The 17112-nt window shown below is 51.5% G+C and carries 13 protein-coding genes and 2 tRNA genes; 7 read left to right on the top strand and 8 right to left on the bottom strand.

All coding sequences use genetic code 11. The features are described from left to right. The first annotated feature begins 108 nt into the window (after window positions 1-108). On the top strand, window positions 109-1500 hold the full coding sequence (pgtP, locus tag ACLJNW_RS21800; RefSeq protein WP_000955747.1) for a phosphoglycerate transporter PgtP: 1392 nt from the start codon (window positions 109-111) through the stop codon (window positions 1498-1500). 275 nt (window positions 1501-1775) lie between these two features. Here pgtP and ACLJNW_RS21795 read toward each other — a convergent pair whose 3' ends face one another. Next, entirely contained in the window at window positions 1776-2018 is a 243-nt protein-coding gene (locus ACLJNW_RS21795; RefSeq protein ID WP_000639889.1) for a YfdY family protein, read from the bottom strand. A gap of 521 nt (window positions 2019-2539) precedes the next feature. On the opposite strand from ACLJNW_RS21795, the gene lpxP reads away from it, so the two are divergent. Together lpxP and ypdK are read left to right on the top strand one after the other, a co-directional pair. Next, complete coding sequence (lpxP, locus tag ACLJNW_RS21790) at window positions 2540-3460, top strand: kdo(2)-lipid IV(A) palmitoleoyltransferase (protein WP_000484428.1); 921 nt, start codon at window positions 2540-2542, stop codon at window positions 3458-3460. A gap of 402 nt (window positions 3461-3862) precedes the next feature. Continuing rightward, window positions 3863-3934, top strand: coding sequence for a membrane protein YpdK (gene ypdK / locus ACLJNW_RS21785; protein ID WP_010723117.1), 72 nt, complete (start codon window positions 3863-3865; stop codon window positions 3932-3934). Between the two features lie 49 nt (window positions 3935-3983). On the opposite strand, the gene alaC is transcribed toward ypdK, so the two are convergent. Together alaC and glk are read right to left on the bottom strand one after the other, a co-directional pair. Next, entirely contained in the window at window positions 3984-5222 is a 1239-nt protein-coding gene (gene alaC / locus ACLJNW_RS21780) for an alanine transaminase (protein WP_000763118.1), read from the bottom strand. Window positions 5223-5944: 722 nt separating this feature from the next. Continuing rightward, the gene (gene glk, locus ACLJNW_RS21775; RefSeq protein ID WP_000170380.1) at window positions 5945-6910 is read right to left on the bottom strand and encodes a glucokinase; all 966 of its coding nucleotides are present in this window, start codon (window positions 6908-6910) and stop codon (window positions 5945-5947) included. Between the two features lie 203 nt (window positions 6911-7113). Here glk and ACLJNW_RS21770 point away from each other — a divergent pair, with 203 nt between their 5' ends. After that, window positions 7114-8349 carry an ion channel protein gene (locus ACLJNW_RS21770; RefSeq protein WP_000468920.1) on the top strand — a complete coding sequence of 412 codons (1236 nt, stop codon included), beginning with the start codon at window positions 7114-7116 and terminating at the stop codon, window positions 8347-8349. Window positions 8350-8368: 19 nt separating this feature from the next. Here the strand turns inward: ACLJNW_RS21770 and ACLJNW_RS21765 are convergent, their stop codons facing one another. Continuing rightward, window positions 8369-10021 (bottom strand): alpha-keto acid decarboxylase family protein, encoded by a 1653-nt coding sequence (locus ACLJNW_RS21765; protein ID WP_023203892.1) that lies wholly within the window; start codon window positions 10019-10021, stop codon window positions 8369-8371. A gap of 179 nt (window positions 10022-10200) precedes the next feature. On the opposite strand from ACLJNW_RS21765, the gene mgrA reads away from it, so the two are divergent. Together mgrA and ypeC are read left to right on the top strand one after the other, a co-directional pair. Further along, window positions 10201-11199 carry an L-glyceraldehyde 3-phosphate reductase gene (gene mgrA, locus ACLJNW_RS21760; protein ID WP_024154777.1) on the top strand — a complete coding sequence of 333 codons (999 nt, stop codon included), beginning with the start codon at window positions 10201-10203 and terminating at the stop codon, window positions 11197-11199. 113 nt (window positions 11200-11312) lie between these two features. Beyond that, window positions 11313-11639 carry a DUF2502 domain-containing protein YpeC gene (gene ypeC, locus ACLJNW_RS21755; RefSeq protein ID WP_023203893.1) on the top strand — a complete coding sequence of 109 codons (327 nt, stop codon included), beginning with the start codon at window positions 11313-11315 and terminating at the stop codon, window positions 11637-11639. 60 nt (window positions 11640-11699) lie between these two features. Here ypeC and ACLJNW_RS21750 read toward each other — a convergent pair whose 3' ends face one another. Next, window positions 11700-12941 carry an Nramp family divalent metal transporter gene (locus tag ACLJNW_RS21750; protein ID WP_000131734.1) on the bottom strand — a complete coding sequence of 414 codons (1242 nt, stop codon included), beginning with the start codon at window positions 12939-12941 and terminating at the stop codon, window positions 11700-11702. 342 nt (window positions 12942-13283) lie between these two features. Between ACLJNW_RS21750 and nupC the strand changes: the two genes are divergently transcribed. After that, entirely contained in the window at window positions 13284-14486 is a 1203-nt protein-coding gene (gene nupC / locus ACLJNW_RS21745) for a nucleoside permease NupC (RefSeq protein WP_000376347.1), read from the top strand. Window positions 14487-14538: 52 nt separating this feature from the next. On the opposite strand, the gene ACLJNW_RS21740 is transcribed toward nupC, so the two are convergent. The 3 genes from ACLJNW_RS21740 to ACLJNW_RS21730 all read right to left on the bottom strand — a co-directional run bounded on the left by ACLJNW_RS21740 (window position 14539) and on the right by ACLJNW_RS21730 (window position 17112). After that, window positions 14539-16728, bottom strand: a complete 2190-nt coding sequence (locus ACLJNW_RS21740; protein ID WP_001112941.1) for a sensor domain-containing phosphodiesterase — start codon at window positions 16726-16728, stop codon at window positions 14539-14541. 190 nt (window positions 16729-16918) lie between these two features. Next, window positions 16919-16994: transfer RNA gene (locus ACLJNW_RS21735), tRNA-Ala, on the bottom strand. A 42-nt stretch (window positions 16995-17036) separates the two neighbouring features. Then, window positions 17037-17112, bottom strand: a tRNA-Ala gene (locus tag ACLJNW_RS21730).

Genomic DNA, 17112 nt, shown 5'->3' with positions numbered 1-17112 from the left:
TTGAGTCAATTTTGACACATTTCTTCGACTTGAATTTTATTGTCACTCCTTTCACTCTACCGACAAAACCTCCTGATGTTCATCTCACTATAAAATACAGGTGACTCCATGTTAACAATATTAAAAACAGGGCAATCGGCGCATAAAGTCCCACCGGAAAAAGTCCAGGCTACGTATGGTCGATATCGTATACAGGCATTGTTAAGCGTATTTCTGGGATATCTCGCTTACTATATAGTCAGAAACAACTTCACATTATCGACGCCTTATTTAAAAGAGCAATTGGATCTCAGCGCTACGCAAATCGGCCTGCTGAGTAGCTGTATGCTTATTGCTTACGGAATCAGTAAAGGCGTAATGAGCAGTCTGGCGGATAAAGCCAGCCCAAAAGTCTTCATGGCGTGCGGTCTGGTACTCTGCGCGATTGTTAACGTTGGGCTGGGATTCAGTAGCGCATTCTGGATATTTGCCGCTCTGGTGGTCTTCAATGGCCTTTTTCAGGGCATGGGCGTCGGCCCCTCGTTTATTACCATTGCAAACTGGTTCCCTCGTCGGGAGCGCGGACGCGTAGGCGCCTTCTGGAATATCTCGCATAACGTTGGCGGCGGGATCGTCGCGCCTATCGTCGGCGCGGCTTTTGCGATATTGGGCAGCGAACACTGGCAAAGCGCCAGTTATATCGTTCCGGCCTGCGTCGCCGTCATTTTTGCCTTAATTGTTCTGGTCTTGGGAAAAGGTTCGCCGCGCGAAGAAGGTCTTCCCTCCCTGGAACAGATGATGCCGGAAGAAAAAGTCGTACTGAAAACGAAGAATACGGCAAAAGCGCCGGAAAATATGAGCGCATGGCAAATCTTCTGTACTTATGTGCTGCGCAATAAAAATGCCTGGTATATTTCGCTGGTGGATGTCTTCGTCTATATGGTGCGGTTTGGCATGATTAGCTGGTTGCCTATCTATCTGTTGACAGTAAAACACTTTTCAAAAGAACAGATGAGCGTCGCGTTTCTCTTTTTCGAGTGGGCGGCGATTCCCTCCACGCTACTGGCAGGCTGGCTGTCAGATAAACTGTTTAAGGGCCGCAGAATGCCGTTAGCCATGATTTGCATGGCGCTGATTTTTGTCTGTCTGATCGGATACTGGAAAAGTGAATCTTTGCTGATGGTAACGATTTTCGCCGCCATTGTAGGTTGTCTGATTTACGTCCCGCAGTTCCTCGCGTCCGTACAGACAATGGAGATAGTCCCCAGCTTTGCCGTAGGTTCCGCCGTCGGTTTACGTGGGTTCATGAGCTATATTTTCGGCGCCTCGTTGGGCACCAGCCTGTTTGGTGTAATGGTGGATAAACTTGGCTGGTACGGCGGATTTTATCTTCTGATGGGCGGCATCGTGTGCTGCATTCTATTCTGTTACCTCTCCCATCGCGGCGCGCTGGAACTGGAACGCCAGCGCCAGAATGCGTTACATAATCAGGACTCACTGCAGCTTGCGGACGCGCAATAAACGATTAGCCTTCCTGGGGAACAGAAGCGCCGACATTGTCGGCGCTATCTATTCACTGGCATCGTATATACCCAAAATAATTCGAGTTGCTTAAAGGCGGCAAGGGAGTGAGTCCCCAGGAGCATAGATAACGATGTGACTGGGGTGAGCGACAAATCTGCCGGGAGCAGATTTGAACGTCACGTGCGACGGCCCGTCAGAGCGAGGCCCATCGATGGGCCGAGTAATCCGTAGCCAACACATCAGCAACTTGAAGTATGAAGGGTATGTACTGACTAACGCTTACCGTATCCCACCATAAAGCGAATAATTAACCCACATGCCGGTGCGAGAAAAAGCAATAATCCGCTAACGATGTCATCGCCATCCTGCAACCATACATTGAGTAAATAAATCAGCGCGGCAAGGATAACCATTCCCGTAAAAGAAGAAACCGCAGAAAAAGCCCCCATCACCTGACCGATATAGCCACTCACGGCAAGTATACTTATTGCAAGAAATGTCCATAAATAGATCATCTATAATACCTCCTGTCTATGGCAAGGCTTCCATATAGCCTTACGGTCCCTCTCACTTCTCCTTTAAGATAAACCTTATCAGCCCGTCATTTCCATAACATTTATCTCACATTTTATTTTTTTAATCATTTTTCAATGACCTTCGTCTGAAATAAAATTATCACTGTAAAAACAATGCATTAAAAATAATGATTAGCTTATTTTTGCTACGGGAGAAATATTTACGCTTCTTGATAAAGAATTTCTGGGCGCGAGTAAATAACTGGTGGTACATTAGCCTGCCTGGCGTTCATGCCCTCGTGGTTTAGTACTGACTTAGTTTTACACTCCTTACGGGAACCATTGTCGTACATGATGGCCTAACTATACGTAAATCATTCAAGTTACCCTGATGAGCTTACTCAAGTAAGTGCTTCGGATAAGCGAACGCAACTTGAAGGATGATGCGTATTTCAGAGTGTACCGCTGCGGATAATGACTCTTCTGCGATACATTATTTTCGTATCTACAGAAGGTATTTTATGTTTCCTCAAAGCAAATTTTCACGCGCGTTTTTGCACCCGCGCTACTGGCTGACGTGGTTTGGCGTTGGCGTCCTCTGGTTACTGGTGCAGCTTCCCTACCCGGTTTTGCGTTTTCTGGGCACCCGCACCGGTAAACTGGCGCGCCCCTTCCTGAAGCGACGTGAGTCGATCGCCCAGAAAAATATTGAACTCTGTTTTCCGACCCTCTCCCGGGAAGAAAGGGAAAAACTGATCGCCGAGAATTTCCACTCTCTTGGCATGGCGCTGCTTGAAACGGGCATGGCCTGGTTCTGGCCTGATAACCGGGTTCGCAAATGGTTTGATGTGGATGGGCTGGACAACCTTACCCGTGCGCAGGCGCAAAATCGCGGCGTAATGGTCGTTGGCGTGCATTTTATGTCGCTGGAATTGGGAGGCCGGGTAATGGGTCTCTGCCAGCCGATGATGGCGACCTATCGTCCGCATAACAATCCGCTCATGGAGTGGGTGCAGACGCGCGGTCGTATGCGCTCAAATAAAGCGATGATCGGCAGAAACAATCTGCGCGGCATTGTGGGCGCGCTAAAAAAAGGGGAAGCCGTTTGGTTTGCTCCCGACCAGGACTACGGCCCTAAAGGCAGCTCCTTTGCGCCATTTTTCGCGGTTGAAAACGTCGCCACCACCAACGGCACCTATGTATTGTCCAGGCTGTCTGGCGCCGCCATGTTGACCGTTACAATGGTAAGGAAATCCGATAACTCGGGTTATCGTCTGTATATTACCCCTGAAATGGAAGGTTACCCGGCAGATGAAAATCAAGCCGCTGCCTATATGAATAAAATTATTGAGAAAGAGATCATGCGCGCCCCGGAGCAATATCTCTGGATCCATCGCCGTTTCAAGACTCGCCCGTTGGGGGAAGCGTCACTCTACATCTGAAAAAGGCCGCAAGGCCTTTTATTTTGGCATTTCGCATTGTCATAATATTCATATCGTAAATTACTCATTCCTGCTTTTAGCGATAAGTCTCCTGTTTACAGGCGATTTTTTACTGTGTCGGCGGCGTCGCTCAATAGCGATTCATCACTGTCAGAAATTAAACTGTCGCCGATTCCCGACACTTGTAAGTTACTAAAAGTAAATAAGAAAATGCCTCTTGTTTCACCTCATTTTTAGGCGTACATTAGCGCCGTCTGGAGCGATGACGCGCAGAATTCTGAGGTGATGCAGGCGGTCGAAACACGAATAATTCTCAATTTCGTATTGTCCGGCATCAACTCTCTATAATCAGGTAAGTGTAAGTTCATTTAGGCGTACGACAGGTACGCGGAGAGATGAAACGTGAAATATTTCTTTATGGGCATTTCATTTATGGTCATCGTTTGGGCCGGTACTTTCGCCCTGATGATTTAAAAGTACAATGCAAAGAAAAACAGGAGCCATGGGGCTCCTGTTTGCTTTTCTACTCCGTGCTCGCTTCAACGGGTTTTGGATGTGACGGCAGCACGCCATCGGCGCGGAACATCGCTTTAATCCCTCTGACGGCCTGGCGAATGCGGTCGCGATTCTCTATTAATGCAAAGCGTACATGGGTGTCGCCATAATCACCAAAGCCTATCCCTGGAGAAACGCAAACCTTCGCCTCATTCAGCAGCTTCTTGGCAAACTCAAGCGATCCCATCGCCGCATATTGCTCCGGGATTTTCGCCCAGACGTACATTGAGGCTTTCGGCATTTCAACCATCCAGCCCGCCTCATGCAACCCCTTCACCAGCACATCGCGACGACGTTTATACTGCTCGGCAATATCGCGCACGCACTGCTGATCGCCTTCCAGAGCGGCGATAGCCGCCACCTGAAGCGGGGTAAAGGTGCCATAATCGTGATAACTTTTAATGCGCGCCAGCGCGCTGACCAGGGTTTTATTACCCACCATAAACCCAATACGCCAGCCCGCCATATTATAGCTTTTCGACAGCGTGAAAAATTCGACCGCCACGTCGCGCGCGCCAGGCACCTGCATAATGGATGGCGCTTTCCAGCCGTCGTACACGATATCGGCATACGCCAGATCGTGCACCACCAGCACATCATAACGTTTAGCCAGAGCGACCACTTTTTCAAAAAATTCCAGTTCGACGCACTGGGCCGTAGGGTTAGACGGAAAACCCAAAATCATCATTTTCGGTTTCGGATAACTTTCGCGAATAGCGCGCTCCAGCTCGTTGAAGAAATCCACCCCCTCTACCAATGGAACCGAACGCACCTGCGCCCCGGCGATAACGGCGCCATAGATATGAATCGGGTAACTGGGGTTCGGCACCAGTACCGTATCACCATGATCCAGCGTCGCCAGCATTAAATGCGCCAGTCCCTCTTTGGAACCGATGGTCACAATCGCTTCGGTTTCCGGATCGATATCGACATCATAACGTTCCTGATACCAGTGAGAAATCGCGCGGCGTAAGCGCGGTATGCCGCGAGACGTGGAATAACCGTGCGTATCCGGACGTTGCGCGACGGTGCAAAGTTTTTCGACAATGTGGGGAGGGGTTGCGCCATCAGGATTACCCATACTGAAATCAATAATATCTTCGCCGCGCCGACGCGCAGCCATTTTGAGTTCAGCGGTGATGTTAAAAACATAGGGCGGAAGGCGATCGATACGCGTAAAGCGACGTTCAGGGCGGAAATCAGCCATAATATCCTCAGATTAACGTTAGCGCCCGGACCGTCCGAGCGACGCTGCCACGATGGTGGCTCCTTTAGAAAATAGCCTGAAAATTTTCTTCCTGTCGAGAGGCTAATGAAAATATTTTTTAGCGACGAAAAAAGAGGAACAAGCGTAAAAATTTACCTTTTAAGCATGTCAGTTATAGCATCAAATAAATCATATTATTAACAAATTTATATCATTGAATTTACGTAACGTGGCGCAGCCGACGATAATTTCCTGTCAATAAACCTTATCTCAAATAATCCCCTTTTGATTTTGTGGTTTTTCCTCTTTAACCAAAATCCTTACTAATGATAATGATATTCAATCATGTCATATTGCGGTATTTTTCAGGGACATTTCCCCGAAAATGAGGATCCTTTCCAGCAAGATGCCGCGATGAAACCGTAAATAAGGCAGCGAACCGGATACGTATAGTAAAATAAATCCCTGTTTTCGCCTGACTAACCGCCATGACATGATGACTCAACGCGCTGGTGTTTGACCTTTCGCTCAGCAAAAGTAAAGTGAAATAATTCAGTCAGTTGAAGCATTCATGCACAGGAAAGGCAATGAAAAAAACCGCGTGAGGCACGCGGTTTGAGACTGACAAGAGAATGTTTAATTGCCTGATGACGCTGCGCTCATCAGGCCTACAGATGACACACTTTTGTAGGCCGGATAAGGCGTTTATGCCACCATCTGGCTTATAGAATATGACCTAATGTCTGGCGCAGATGCGCGCCGGAGCCTAACAAGCCAGGATTATCATGGACAATCAGATAGACCGGAATACCGTGTACATAATCTTTAAAGCGGCCTTTATCTTCAAAGCCACCACGGAAGCCGGACGCTTTAAAAAATTCCAGGAAGCGCGGGACAATACCGCCAGCGATATAAACGCCGCCAAATGTCCCCATGGTTAACGCCAGATCGCCGCCAAATCGCCCCATGATGACGCAAAAGAGCGATAACGCGCGGCGACAATCGATACAGCTATCCGCCAGGGCGCGTTCGGTAATATCTTTCGGGCGCAGATTCTCCGGCAGACGGTTGTCGGACTTAACAATCGCCCGGTAAAGATTCACCAGCCCCGGGCCAGACAGCACGCGCTCGGCGGAAACGTGGCCAATTTCGGCGCGCAATATTTCCAGAATCATAGCTTCTTCTTCGCTATTAGGCGCAAAATCGACATGCCCGCCTTCGCCCGGAAGGCTAATCCAACGCTTATCCACATGCACCAGATGCGCCACGCCCAAGCCGGTTCCCGCGCCATACACCGCAATAGGTTTGCCGTCTACCGGTTCGCCGCCGCCGAACTGAATTAAATGCTCTTTTTTCAGCATCGGGATCGCCATCGACACGGCGGTGAAATCGTTGATGATTTCCAGATGGCTAAAGCCGAGATTTTTTTTCATTTCCGCAATAGAAAAAGCCCAGGTATGGTTAGTCATCGCTACCCAGTCACCGGTAATCGGGCAGGCTATGGCGATACAACCATCTTCCACGCTGACGCTATGCTCATCGAGATAAACGCGCACCACGGCCTCAAGACTGGGATAATCCAGGCCGGAATACGTTTTGGCCTGCGAGATTTCTCCACTGGCGATATCACACAGGGCAAGACGCGCATTCGTGCCGCCTACATCTCCTACTAAAGCATACTTTGTCATTCTTCTACTGCTCCGCTAAAGTCAAAATAAGTCTTTGTCACACTGTAAATTCATGGGGGCATAACAACAACGGCCATCAGGCTGACTGCCTATAAATATAGATCTTCATCACAGAATTACTTTCTTGTTTCAGCACCAATTGCAGCAATGCCGTCGGGCAGGCTGTGCAAAATAGGTATACGACCCCGTGTAAGGAAGAGATTATGTTCCACCCGCGTGCCCGAACGATGCTGCTGCTGTCGCTCCCCGCGCTGATTATTGGCGTAGCGTCAAGCCTGGTTTTAATCGCTGCGATGAAAGTCGCGTCGGTTTTTCAGCAATTTCTTTGGCAACGACTGCCCACCAGCATCGGCATCGCTTATGATTCGCCGTTCTGGATAGTGGGTATGCTCACGCTAACCGGGATCGTGGTGGGTTTGATTATCCGTTACAGTCCCGGACACGCTGGCCCCGATCCGGCCATCGAACCGTTAATCAGTATGCCGGTCTCGCCATCTGCGCTACCCGGGCTGCTTCTCGCCTTAATCATCGGCCTTGCTGGTGGGGTAAGTTTGGGGCCAGAGCATCCGATAATGACAATAAATATCGCGCTGGCGGCGGCTTTCGGCTCCCGCCTGTTTCCGCGTATTACGGCGTTAGACTGGACGATTCTGGCCTCAGCGGGTACCATCGGCGCGCTGTTCGGCACGCCCGTCGCCGCGGCGCTGATTTTTTCGCAAACGCTTAGCGGCTCTAACGATATTCCCATGTGGGATCGCCTGTTTGCGCCGTTAATGGCGGCAGCGGCGGGGTCACTCACCACCAGCCTGTTCTTTCATCCGCATTTTTCGTTACCCATCGCCCATTACACGCAGATGCGGCTGGTGGACATTGCCAGCGGAGCGATCGTCGCGGCGATCGCCATTGCCGCCGGGATGGTCGCCGTCTGGTGCCTTCCGCGTCTGCATGAGTTGTTGCATCGCCTGAAAAATCCGGTCCTGATTCTCGGCATTGGCGGTTTTATACTGGGTATTCTGGGCGTCATTGGCGGGCCGCTTACCCTGTTTAAAGGCCTGGACGAAATGCAACAAATGGCGTTTAGCCAAACGTTGGGCGCAGGAGATTATTTTACCTTAGCCGTCGTCAAACTCGCCGCGCTGGTCATCGCGGCGGCGAGCGGCTTTCGCGGCGGGCGCATTTTTCCGGCTGTGTTTATCGGCGCGGCGCTGGGGCTCATGCTCCATGCCCATGTTGAGGCCGTACCCGCGGCGATTACCGTCTCCTGCGCGATTCTTGGCTTAGTGCTGGTAGTGACGCGCGACGGCTGGCTCAGTCTGTTTATGGCGGCAGTCGTCGTACCGGATACCAATCTGCTGCCGCTGCTCTGCATTGTGATGCTCCCCGCCTGGCTATTGCTGGCGGGAAAACCGTTGCTGGCCGCCAACCGTCACGAACCCTAATCCGGCGCAGCGGGGGCCATTATCCCCCGTTGCGGGCTTCCAGCGCCCGGGTCACGGTACGCAGTAATTCCGGCAGATCGGCTTTTGGCAACATCACTTCAATAAATGACAGACGTTGTGGGCGCGCCAGACGTTCGAGGACCTCTGCCAGTTGGATAGCCTGCGTCACCCGCCAGCACTCCGCCTGTTGCGCCGCGTTTAGCGCCGGTGGTATCTGCGTCCAGTTCCAGCTCGCGATGTCGTTATACCGCTGGGCCGCGCCGTGAATGGCGCGCTCTACGGTATAGCCGTCATTGTTGAGCAGCAGGATGACCGGCGCCTGCCCGTCGCGTAACATCGAGCCCATCTCCTGAATCGTGAGCTGCGCCGCGCCATCGCCGATAATCAGAATCACCCGCCGATCGGGACAGGCGGTTTGCGCGCCAAACGCGGCGGGCAAGGAATAGCCGATAGACCCCCACAGCGGCTGTACCACAACTTCCGCGCCGTCAGGAAGCGACAGCGCGGCAGCGCCAAAAGCTGCAGTCCCCTGGTCGACAAGGATAATATCTCCGGGTTTAAGATACTGCTGTAAGGTTTGCCAGAAGCTTTCCTGGGTCAGTTCTCCCTTATCAATCCGCACTGGCTGTCCGGCGGAACGCGTCGGCGGCGGCGCAAAAGCGCATTCCAGGCACAGTTCGCGCAGCGTAGACACCGCCTGCGCCATCGGGAGGTTGAACCAGGTTTCGCCGATGCGCGACGCGTAAGGCTGAATCTCCAGCGTGCGTTCCGCCGGCAATTGTTGGGTAAATCCGGCCGTAAGGGTATCGACAAAACGGGTGCCGACGCAGATAACCCTATCGGCGTCCTCTATGGCCTGACGCACTTCTTTGCTGCTGGCGCCAGCGCTATAGGTGCCAACGAAGTTCGGGTGCTGTTCATCAAAAAGCCCCTTCCCCATCAGTAGTGTCGCATGAGCGATGGGCGTTTCCGCCATCCAGCGCTGCAACAGTGGTCGTAAACCAAAACGCCCGGCAAGAAAGTCGGCCAATAGCGCAATGCGCCGACTGTTCATCAGGCACTGACGGGCGTGGTAACGAAAAGCCGTCTCCACGCCGCTTTGCGCTTCATGCACGGGCAACGTCAGCGCCTGCGTAGGCGGGATGGCCGTTTTTTTCGCCACGTCGGCGGGCAACATGATGTATCCTGGCCTGCGTGCGGCAAGCATTTCACCCAATACGCGGTCAATCTCGAAGCAGGCGTTCTGTTCATCCAATATTGCGCTGGCAACAGATATCGCCTGACTCATGCGATAAAAATGACGAAAATCGCCGTCGCCGAGGGTATGGTGCATCAATTCGCCACGCTGCTGCGCAGCGCTACAGGGCGCGCCGACGATATGCAAGACCGGGACATATTCCGCGTAACTGCCCGCGATACCGTTAATAGCGCTAAGTTCTCCCACGCCAAAGGTGGTGAGTAGCGCTCCAGCGCCCGACATGCGCGCATAACCGTCCGCGGCATAAGCGGCGTTCAGCTCATTGGCGCATCCCACCCAACGCAGGGTCGGGTGGTCAATCACATGGTCAAGAAACTGCAAGTTATAATCGCCCGGTACGCCAAAAAGATGGCCAATGCCGCATCCTGCCAGTCTGTCCAGCAAATAGTCGGCCACGGTATAGGGGTTTTGCATGACAGCTTTCCTTCTGACGTTGACATTATGTTGAGTATTAAGGAATGCCGATGGCTGTCCAGCACGGCGGGGATGAAAGCCTGGAAAACAATGTTTACAGCGGCAAACAGTAAAAGCCGGATACCGCCTGGCGAGTGTAACCGTATACACTATTTATTCACGCCACAGGGGGAAAGGTCATGATTTATCAGCCCGATGAGAATCGTTATCACACAATGGAGTATCGTCGCTGCGGGCGCAGCGGCGTCAAACTTCCCGCCATTTCGCTGGGGCTATGGCACAACTTCGGCGATGCGACACGGGTAGAAAATAGCCGGGCGCTGCTGCAACGCGCGTTCGATCTGGGCATTACCCACTTTGATCTCGCCAATAATTATGGGCCGCCGCCGGGCTCCGCAGAATGCAATTTTGGCCGCATTCTGCAGGAAGACTTTTTACCGTGGCGCGATGAGTTAATCATCTCCACCAAAGCGGGCTACACCATGTGGGATGGCCCTTATGGCGACTGGGGTTCACGGAAATACCTTATCGCCAGCCTCGATCAAAGCCTGAAACGTATGGGGCTGGAGTATGTCGATATCTTTTATCACCATCGTCCCGATCCCGAAACGCCGCTTAAAGAGACGATGAAAGCGTTAGATCACCTTGTGCGCCAGGGCAAAGCGTTGTACGTGGGGATCTCTAACTATCCTGCCGATCTGGCCAGACAAGCTATCGATATTCTGGAGGATCTCGGCACGCCTTGCCTGATTCATCAGCCTAAATATTCGCTTTTTGAGCGTTGGGTAGAGGACGGGCTGCTGGCGCTATTGCAGGAAAAAGGCGTCGGCAATATTGCCTTCTCGCCGCTGGCGGGCGGGCAGCTCACTGACCGTTATCTGAATGGCATTCCGGAAGATTCCCGCGCGGCAAGCGGAAGCCGTTTCCTTAAACCAGAACAGATTACCGCCGACAAACTGGAAAAAGTTCGCCGGTTGAATGAACTGGCTGCGCGACGGGGCCAAAAATTGTCTCAGATGGCGCTCGCCTGGGTGCTGCGTAACGATAACGTTACCTCGGTACTGATTGGCGCCAGCAAACCGTCGCAAATCGAAGACGCCGTGGGAATGCTGGCCAATCGCCGTTTTTCGGCGGCGGAATGTGCAGAAATTGACGCTATTCTGGAGGGCCGGTTTTAGCAAAAAATGCTCTCCTTCATGATTTAAGAGTTAAGGCGATGAAACAAATCTTTACTGCTTTGTAATATTGCATTAACAGGCCGGCGACGGCTCGATCGTGAAGGAGAGAAAGTATGTTCAGGTCACTGATTCTGGCGGCAGCCTTGCTGGCTTTTACACCGCTTGCCGCGAATGCGGGCGAAATCACCCTGTTGCCCTCAATAAAATTACAGATTGGCGATCGCGATGATTACGGTAACTACTGGGACGGTGGTCGCTGGCGCGACCGTGATTACTGGCACAACCATTATGAATGGCGTAAAAATCGCTGGTGGCGCCATGACAACGGCTATCATCGCGGCTGGGATAAGCGTGAAGCGTATGAACGCGGTTATCGGGAAGGCTGGCGCGATCGCGACGATCATCGCGGGCGAGGCCGGGGTCACAAACATCATCACTAAGCCTCCTGCTGAATAATAGCCCGATGACGTTCACGCATCGGGCCTGCTATCTTTCTGTCTTTATGACAACCCCATCACCGTTCCAACCAGTAACCAGATATTCAGGGCGACGACCAGCACGACAATTATCCAGCCAATCTGTTTTACTCGCCGCGTGTTCACCAGCTCGCCCATTAGCGTAGCGTTACTGGTGAAAATCAGGAGCGGCACCAGCGCCAGCGCAATACCAAAACTCAGCAGCACCTGACTCATCACCAGAATTCGGGTAGGGTCCAGCCCCATCAAAATCACAATAAATGAGGGCAGCATGGTAATGGTGCGCCGTACCCACAGCGGAATGTGAAAACGGACAAACCCTTGCATCACCACCTGCCCCGCCAGAGTCCCTACCACAGTGGAGGAAAGCCCTGCCGCTACCAGACTAAGACCAAACACCGTTGCCGCCGCATGGCTTAGTAACGGTTCCAGCGTCAGGTATGCCTGATCGAGGTCGGCGATGCCGGTGTGGCCGCTAAAATGAAACGCCGCCGCGGCGGTCGCCATCATTGCCAGATTGACAAAACCGGCAATCGTCATAGCAATAGCGACATCCCATTTCGTTGCTGAGTACCGTTGTTGCCGCGTTCCGCCGTGCAGATGCTGTGTTAATGACGAGTGCAGATAAATCACGTGCGGCATAATCGTCGCGCCAAGCACGCCGGCGGCTAAGAATACGGCTTCCGGGTTCGGTAGCGCCGGGATAACCATTCCTTTGCCGAGCTGCGCCATATCAGGCTGAGAGAAAAACAGTTCCACAATGTAAGCGGCGGCGACAAAAAGCAGTAAACCGCCGATGACTTTTTCAAGCGGTTTTTGACCGCGGCGTTGTAACATTAAAATCAGAAACGTCGCGATACCGGTCAATACCGCGCCCTGTAATAAAGAGACGCCCAGGATCAGCTTAAAACCTATTGCCGCGCCGATAAATTCAGCTAAATCGGTGGCCATCGCGATGATTTCCGCCTGTACCCAGTAAAACCAGACTACCGGGCGCGGATAATGGTCGCGAATTTGCTCCGCCAGGTTCTTGCCCGTGGCGATTCCAAGTTTTGCCGAGAGGATTTGAATCAGCATCGCCATCAGGTTCGCCCAGACCACCACCCAGAGTAGCTGGTAGCCAAAGCTGGCGCCGGCCTGAATATTGGTCGCGAAGTTACCGGGATCGATATAACCAATCGCGGCAATGAACGCAGGTCCCATTAATGCGAGCCTTAGCTTGCGCGCCGCCCGTCCGCTGCTATTCTCTACGCGATTGTCAGTCATCTTTTGCCTCAAAAACATAGCCTTTGCTATGTTTCATGCTATGTTTATTGATAATGATTATCAAGTGCATTTCAATGGGTACGGGTGATTACTTTGATAGTGTGAAACGATAGACCGATACGATGACGACCTGTATCAGAACAGTTTGGCTTAACATTACAAGATTAGCACACTGATATAACTTTTCATTTTCATATTCAGTACAGTAAAAGTGTATTACAGATCACTAATTTTGAATCTCGTCACAGGTCCTTATTATAGTGTGTGTTGGATCTCGTTTTCTTTACGGCTGTTGCATAGAATGTGCACGAAAATTAAACCTGCCTCATATTTGGAGCAAATATGGACCGCGTCCTTCATTTTGTCCTGGCGCTTGCCGTTGTTGCGGTACTCGCACTGCTGGTTAGCAGCGACCGTAAAAAAATTCGCATTCGTTACGTCATTCAGTTACTTGTTATCGAAGTATTACTGGCCTGGTTCTTCCTGAACTCGGATGTTGGCCTTGGCTTCGTAAAAGGTTTCTCCGAGATGTTTGAAAAACTGCTCGGATTTGCCAACGAAGGGACAAACTTCGTCTTTGGCAGTATGAACGATCAAGGTTTGGCGTTCTTCTTCCTGAAAGTATTGTGCCCGATCGTCTTTATTTCCGCGTTGATCGGTATTCTTCAGCATATCCGCGTTCTGCCAGTGGTCATCCGCGCTATTGGTTTTCTGTTGTCCAAAGTAAACGGTATGGGCAAACTGGAGTCTTTTAACGCCGTCAGCTCGCTGATCCTCGGCCAGTCTGAGAACTTTATCGCTTATAAAGATATCCTCGGCAAAATGTCCCGTAACCGCATGTACACCATGGCTGCAACGGCGATGTCTACCGTTTCCATGTCTATCGTGGGCGCGTATATGACCATGCTGGACCCTAAATATGTGGTCGCAGCGCTGGTTCTGAACATGTTCAGCACCTTTATCGTTCTGTCGCTGATCAACCCCTATGTCGTTGATGCCAGCGAAGAAAATATTCAGATGTCGAACCTGCATGAAGGCCAAAGTTTCTTCGAAATGCTGGGCGAGTACATTCTGGCAGGTTTTAAAGTGGCGATTATCGTCGCGGCGATGCTGATCGGTTTCATCGCGCTGATCGCGGCGCTGAACGCGCTGTTCGCAACGGTTACCGGTTGGTTCGGCTACAGCATCTCCTTCCAGGGCATTCTGGGTTACATCTTCTACCCGGTCGCATGGGTAATGGGCGTACCGTCCAGTGAAGCGCTGCAGGTAGGAAGTATCATGGCGACCAAACTGGTTTCCAACGAATTCGTGGCGATGATGGATCTGCAGAAAATCGCCTCTACCCTCTCTCCACGCGCTGAAGGCATTATCTCCGTCTTCCTGGTGTCCTTCGCGAACTTCTCTTCCATCGGTATTATTGCGGGCGCGATTAAAGGCCTGAACGAAGAGCAAGGCAACGTGGTTTCCCGTTTTGGTCTGAAACTGGTTTACGGTTCTACGCTGGTGAGCGTACTGTCCGCCTCTATCGCGGCGCTGGTACTGTAAGTCTGGGTTTAATGCAGAAACCGGGGAGCTATCCCCGGTTTTTTTATGCCGCTTATTTGCCTAACGGGCGCGGGCGGCCAATCAGATATCCCTGCAAACTGTGTACGCCAAGCTGCAATAGCAGATCGCGCTGCGCAGGCGTTTCAACAAACTCAGCCACGACGCTCAACGATTTCGCTTTCGCTAAATCAGTGATGGATTTCACGATCATCGCATCCAGGGAGTCCGTCAGAATATCTTTTACGAAACAACCGTCGATTTTAATGATGTCCGCCTTGAGGCGTTTTAGCCGTTCATAGTTTGCATAGCCGGTGCCGAAATCATCAATGGCGATTTTTAGGCCAAACTTACGCAGCTGGTTGATATTGTGCATACTGATTTCGGAATGAGAGAAGGCCTGTTCTTCAGTAATTTCGATGATGACCGAAGCAGGCGGGACGCCATAGCGTTTAAAAAGCTGCATAATGCGTGACGCCGTCTCTTTTTGCAGCAGCGTCAGCGGCATCAAATTAACCGAGAAACGCGCCCCCTGCTCCGCCGAAGGATGCGCGGACAACCATTGCAGGAGCGCTTCCATCACCTGCATATCAAACCGTACGCTCAGGTTAAACTGGGCGATAAGCGGAATGAACTGATTGGGCATCATGATACCGTCGTCGCACCGAAGCCGCGTCAGAATCTCGTCATACCCTTTTCCCTGCGCGTCGCGAATGGGTTGCGCATACAAAACCAGCGCGCCGCGCTCCAGCGCCTGACGGATTTTCTGCAACCGCAGCACCCGTTCCGTCGTCTGCCCGGAAGCGGCTTCAATACTCTGGGTCAGTGCAAGCACCCGACGGTGCGAACAGGATTGCTCCGCCAGCCAGCTTAATTGCCCCAACAGCGGTTGCAAGGTTTCCTGGCGACCATCGAATGTTCCCCACGATGCGCCGTATTCCATGTCCAGACCGGTATTGTTCCAGTAAATTTTGCGGTTATTAAGCACATTGAGCATATATTGCAGGCGGGCTTCCGTCTCCGGTCCCGTCAATACCAGCAATAACTCACTGCCCGGCAGATGGAAAATTTTCTCCTTTTCCAGCAGCAGCGGCTGCAACACGCGAAACACCTCGCGTTCGCAATGCACGCGCATCTGCATACCGTAATGACGGCTCAGAAATTCCAGGTTTTCCATGCGTAGATAACACACGCTTTGCCCGGCATCCTGTAAAAGAAACTGCTCCAGCGCACGCAGGTTAGGCAGTTGCGTCAACGGATCGGTTAATGCCTGCGAGTGCCACTGTCGATTCAACCATTCGCTACGCTGATTAATCCGCGCCATGTACAACAAACAAATACTAAAAGAAATGAGAACTGAAAGGATAAATGCCAGCGAATATTCTGAGCCCACGCCCTGCAGAAAATTGCGGTTATAGCTAAGCAGGAATAGCGCAGTGAGAGCCCAACTAAAATTCAACAGCGGATAGCTGATTTTCCCCACGCCGATGGTAAATCCAATGAACAGGACTGGCACCAGATAGCCAGCAATATACTTTGTCTCGAAAGGCGTACACAGCACCGCTAATAGCGTCGCCAGAGTGGCAAACCAGAGAAGCGTAAACAGGCGTTTTTCTTTGGCGAGATAAGGAGCGACATCCCTCCGCCAGAAAATACGAATATAGTGCGGGCTGACTATCATCCGCAGCGGATAATAGAAAAAGAGGGTAAAAATAAGCGCGGCAGAAATCAGACTCAATAAATCAACAATCGAGAAAATAGCGGTGCCGGTGCCAAAGAAGGTAGAGATGGTCACCGGGAAAGCCAGGTAGTGCCCCGCCAGATGCATACTGATTTTTATGCCAAACGGCGTCATTAACCCTAACCAGAAAACGCGTAGCCAGATGCCTTGGTTGGGTATTCCGTAGCGCCAGCGCGCGCCCAACTGCCAGCGTACGATAGCGCAAACCAGCAACACGGGAAACGTCTGGCAAAATAGCAGCACCATCGCCTGTGGCAGAGGTAAATGAAAATTCCATTCATTAGTCAACATCATTCCGCCTACCATCGGCGCGACGCCACGGCGGCCAAATAAAAACAGCACGGAAAACATGACGCAGAGCGGTAGCCAGGCCAGAAAGATATAGCTGGAATCAATTGTGGCGCGGGGAGAAATGAGACGAGATAACAGAATAGCCGGAACGGTCAGGCAGAAGGCCAGTAAGAATATTTTTATATTTTTTAATACGTTACACTTATCCGGCATTGCTTTAATGCTCACATCATTATATAAGGCGCATGAATAATAAGTATATTCGCATTATGAAGCAATCTAACAAAAGCTCATATTGACCGCAAAAGCAGCGGCAAACAAACGCACCTGAAGAGCAGCTCAGACGCCATAAATTTTGTGACAAAAAGCAAAAACCCCCGCTTTTCAGCGAGGGTTTGAATGTTGGTGGAGCTAAGCGGGATCGAACCGCTGACCTCTTGCATGCCATGCAAGCGCTCTCCCAGCTGAGCTATAGCCCCATAGTGCTTTTACGTATACGCCAAATTTATCGGGAGTAAATTTGGTGGAGCTAAGCGGGATCGAACCGCTGACCTCTTGCATGCCATGCAAGCGCTCTCCCAGCTGAGCTATAGCCCC

It is taken from the genome of Salmonella sp. SAL4457, assembly GCF_046548235.1.
GTDB classification, from domain to species: domain Bacteria; phylum Pseudomonadota; class Gammaproteobacteria; order Enterobacterales; family Enterobacteriaceae; genus Salmonella; species Salmonella enterica.
The sequence above is the reverse complement of the archived record's forward strand: the minus strand, read 5'-3'. Positions and strand labels throughout refer to the sequence as shown.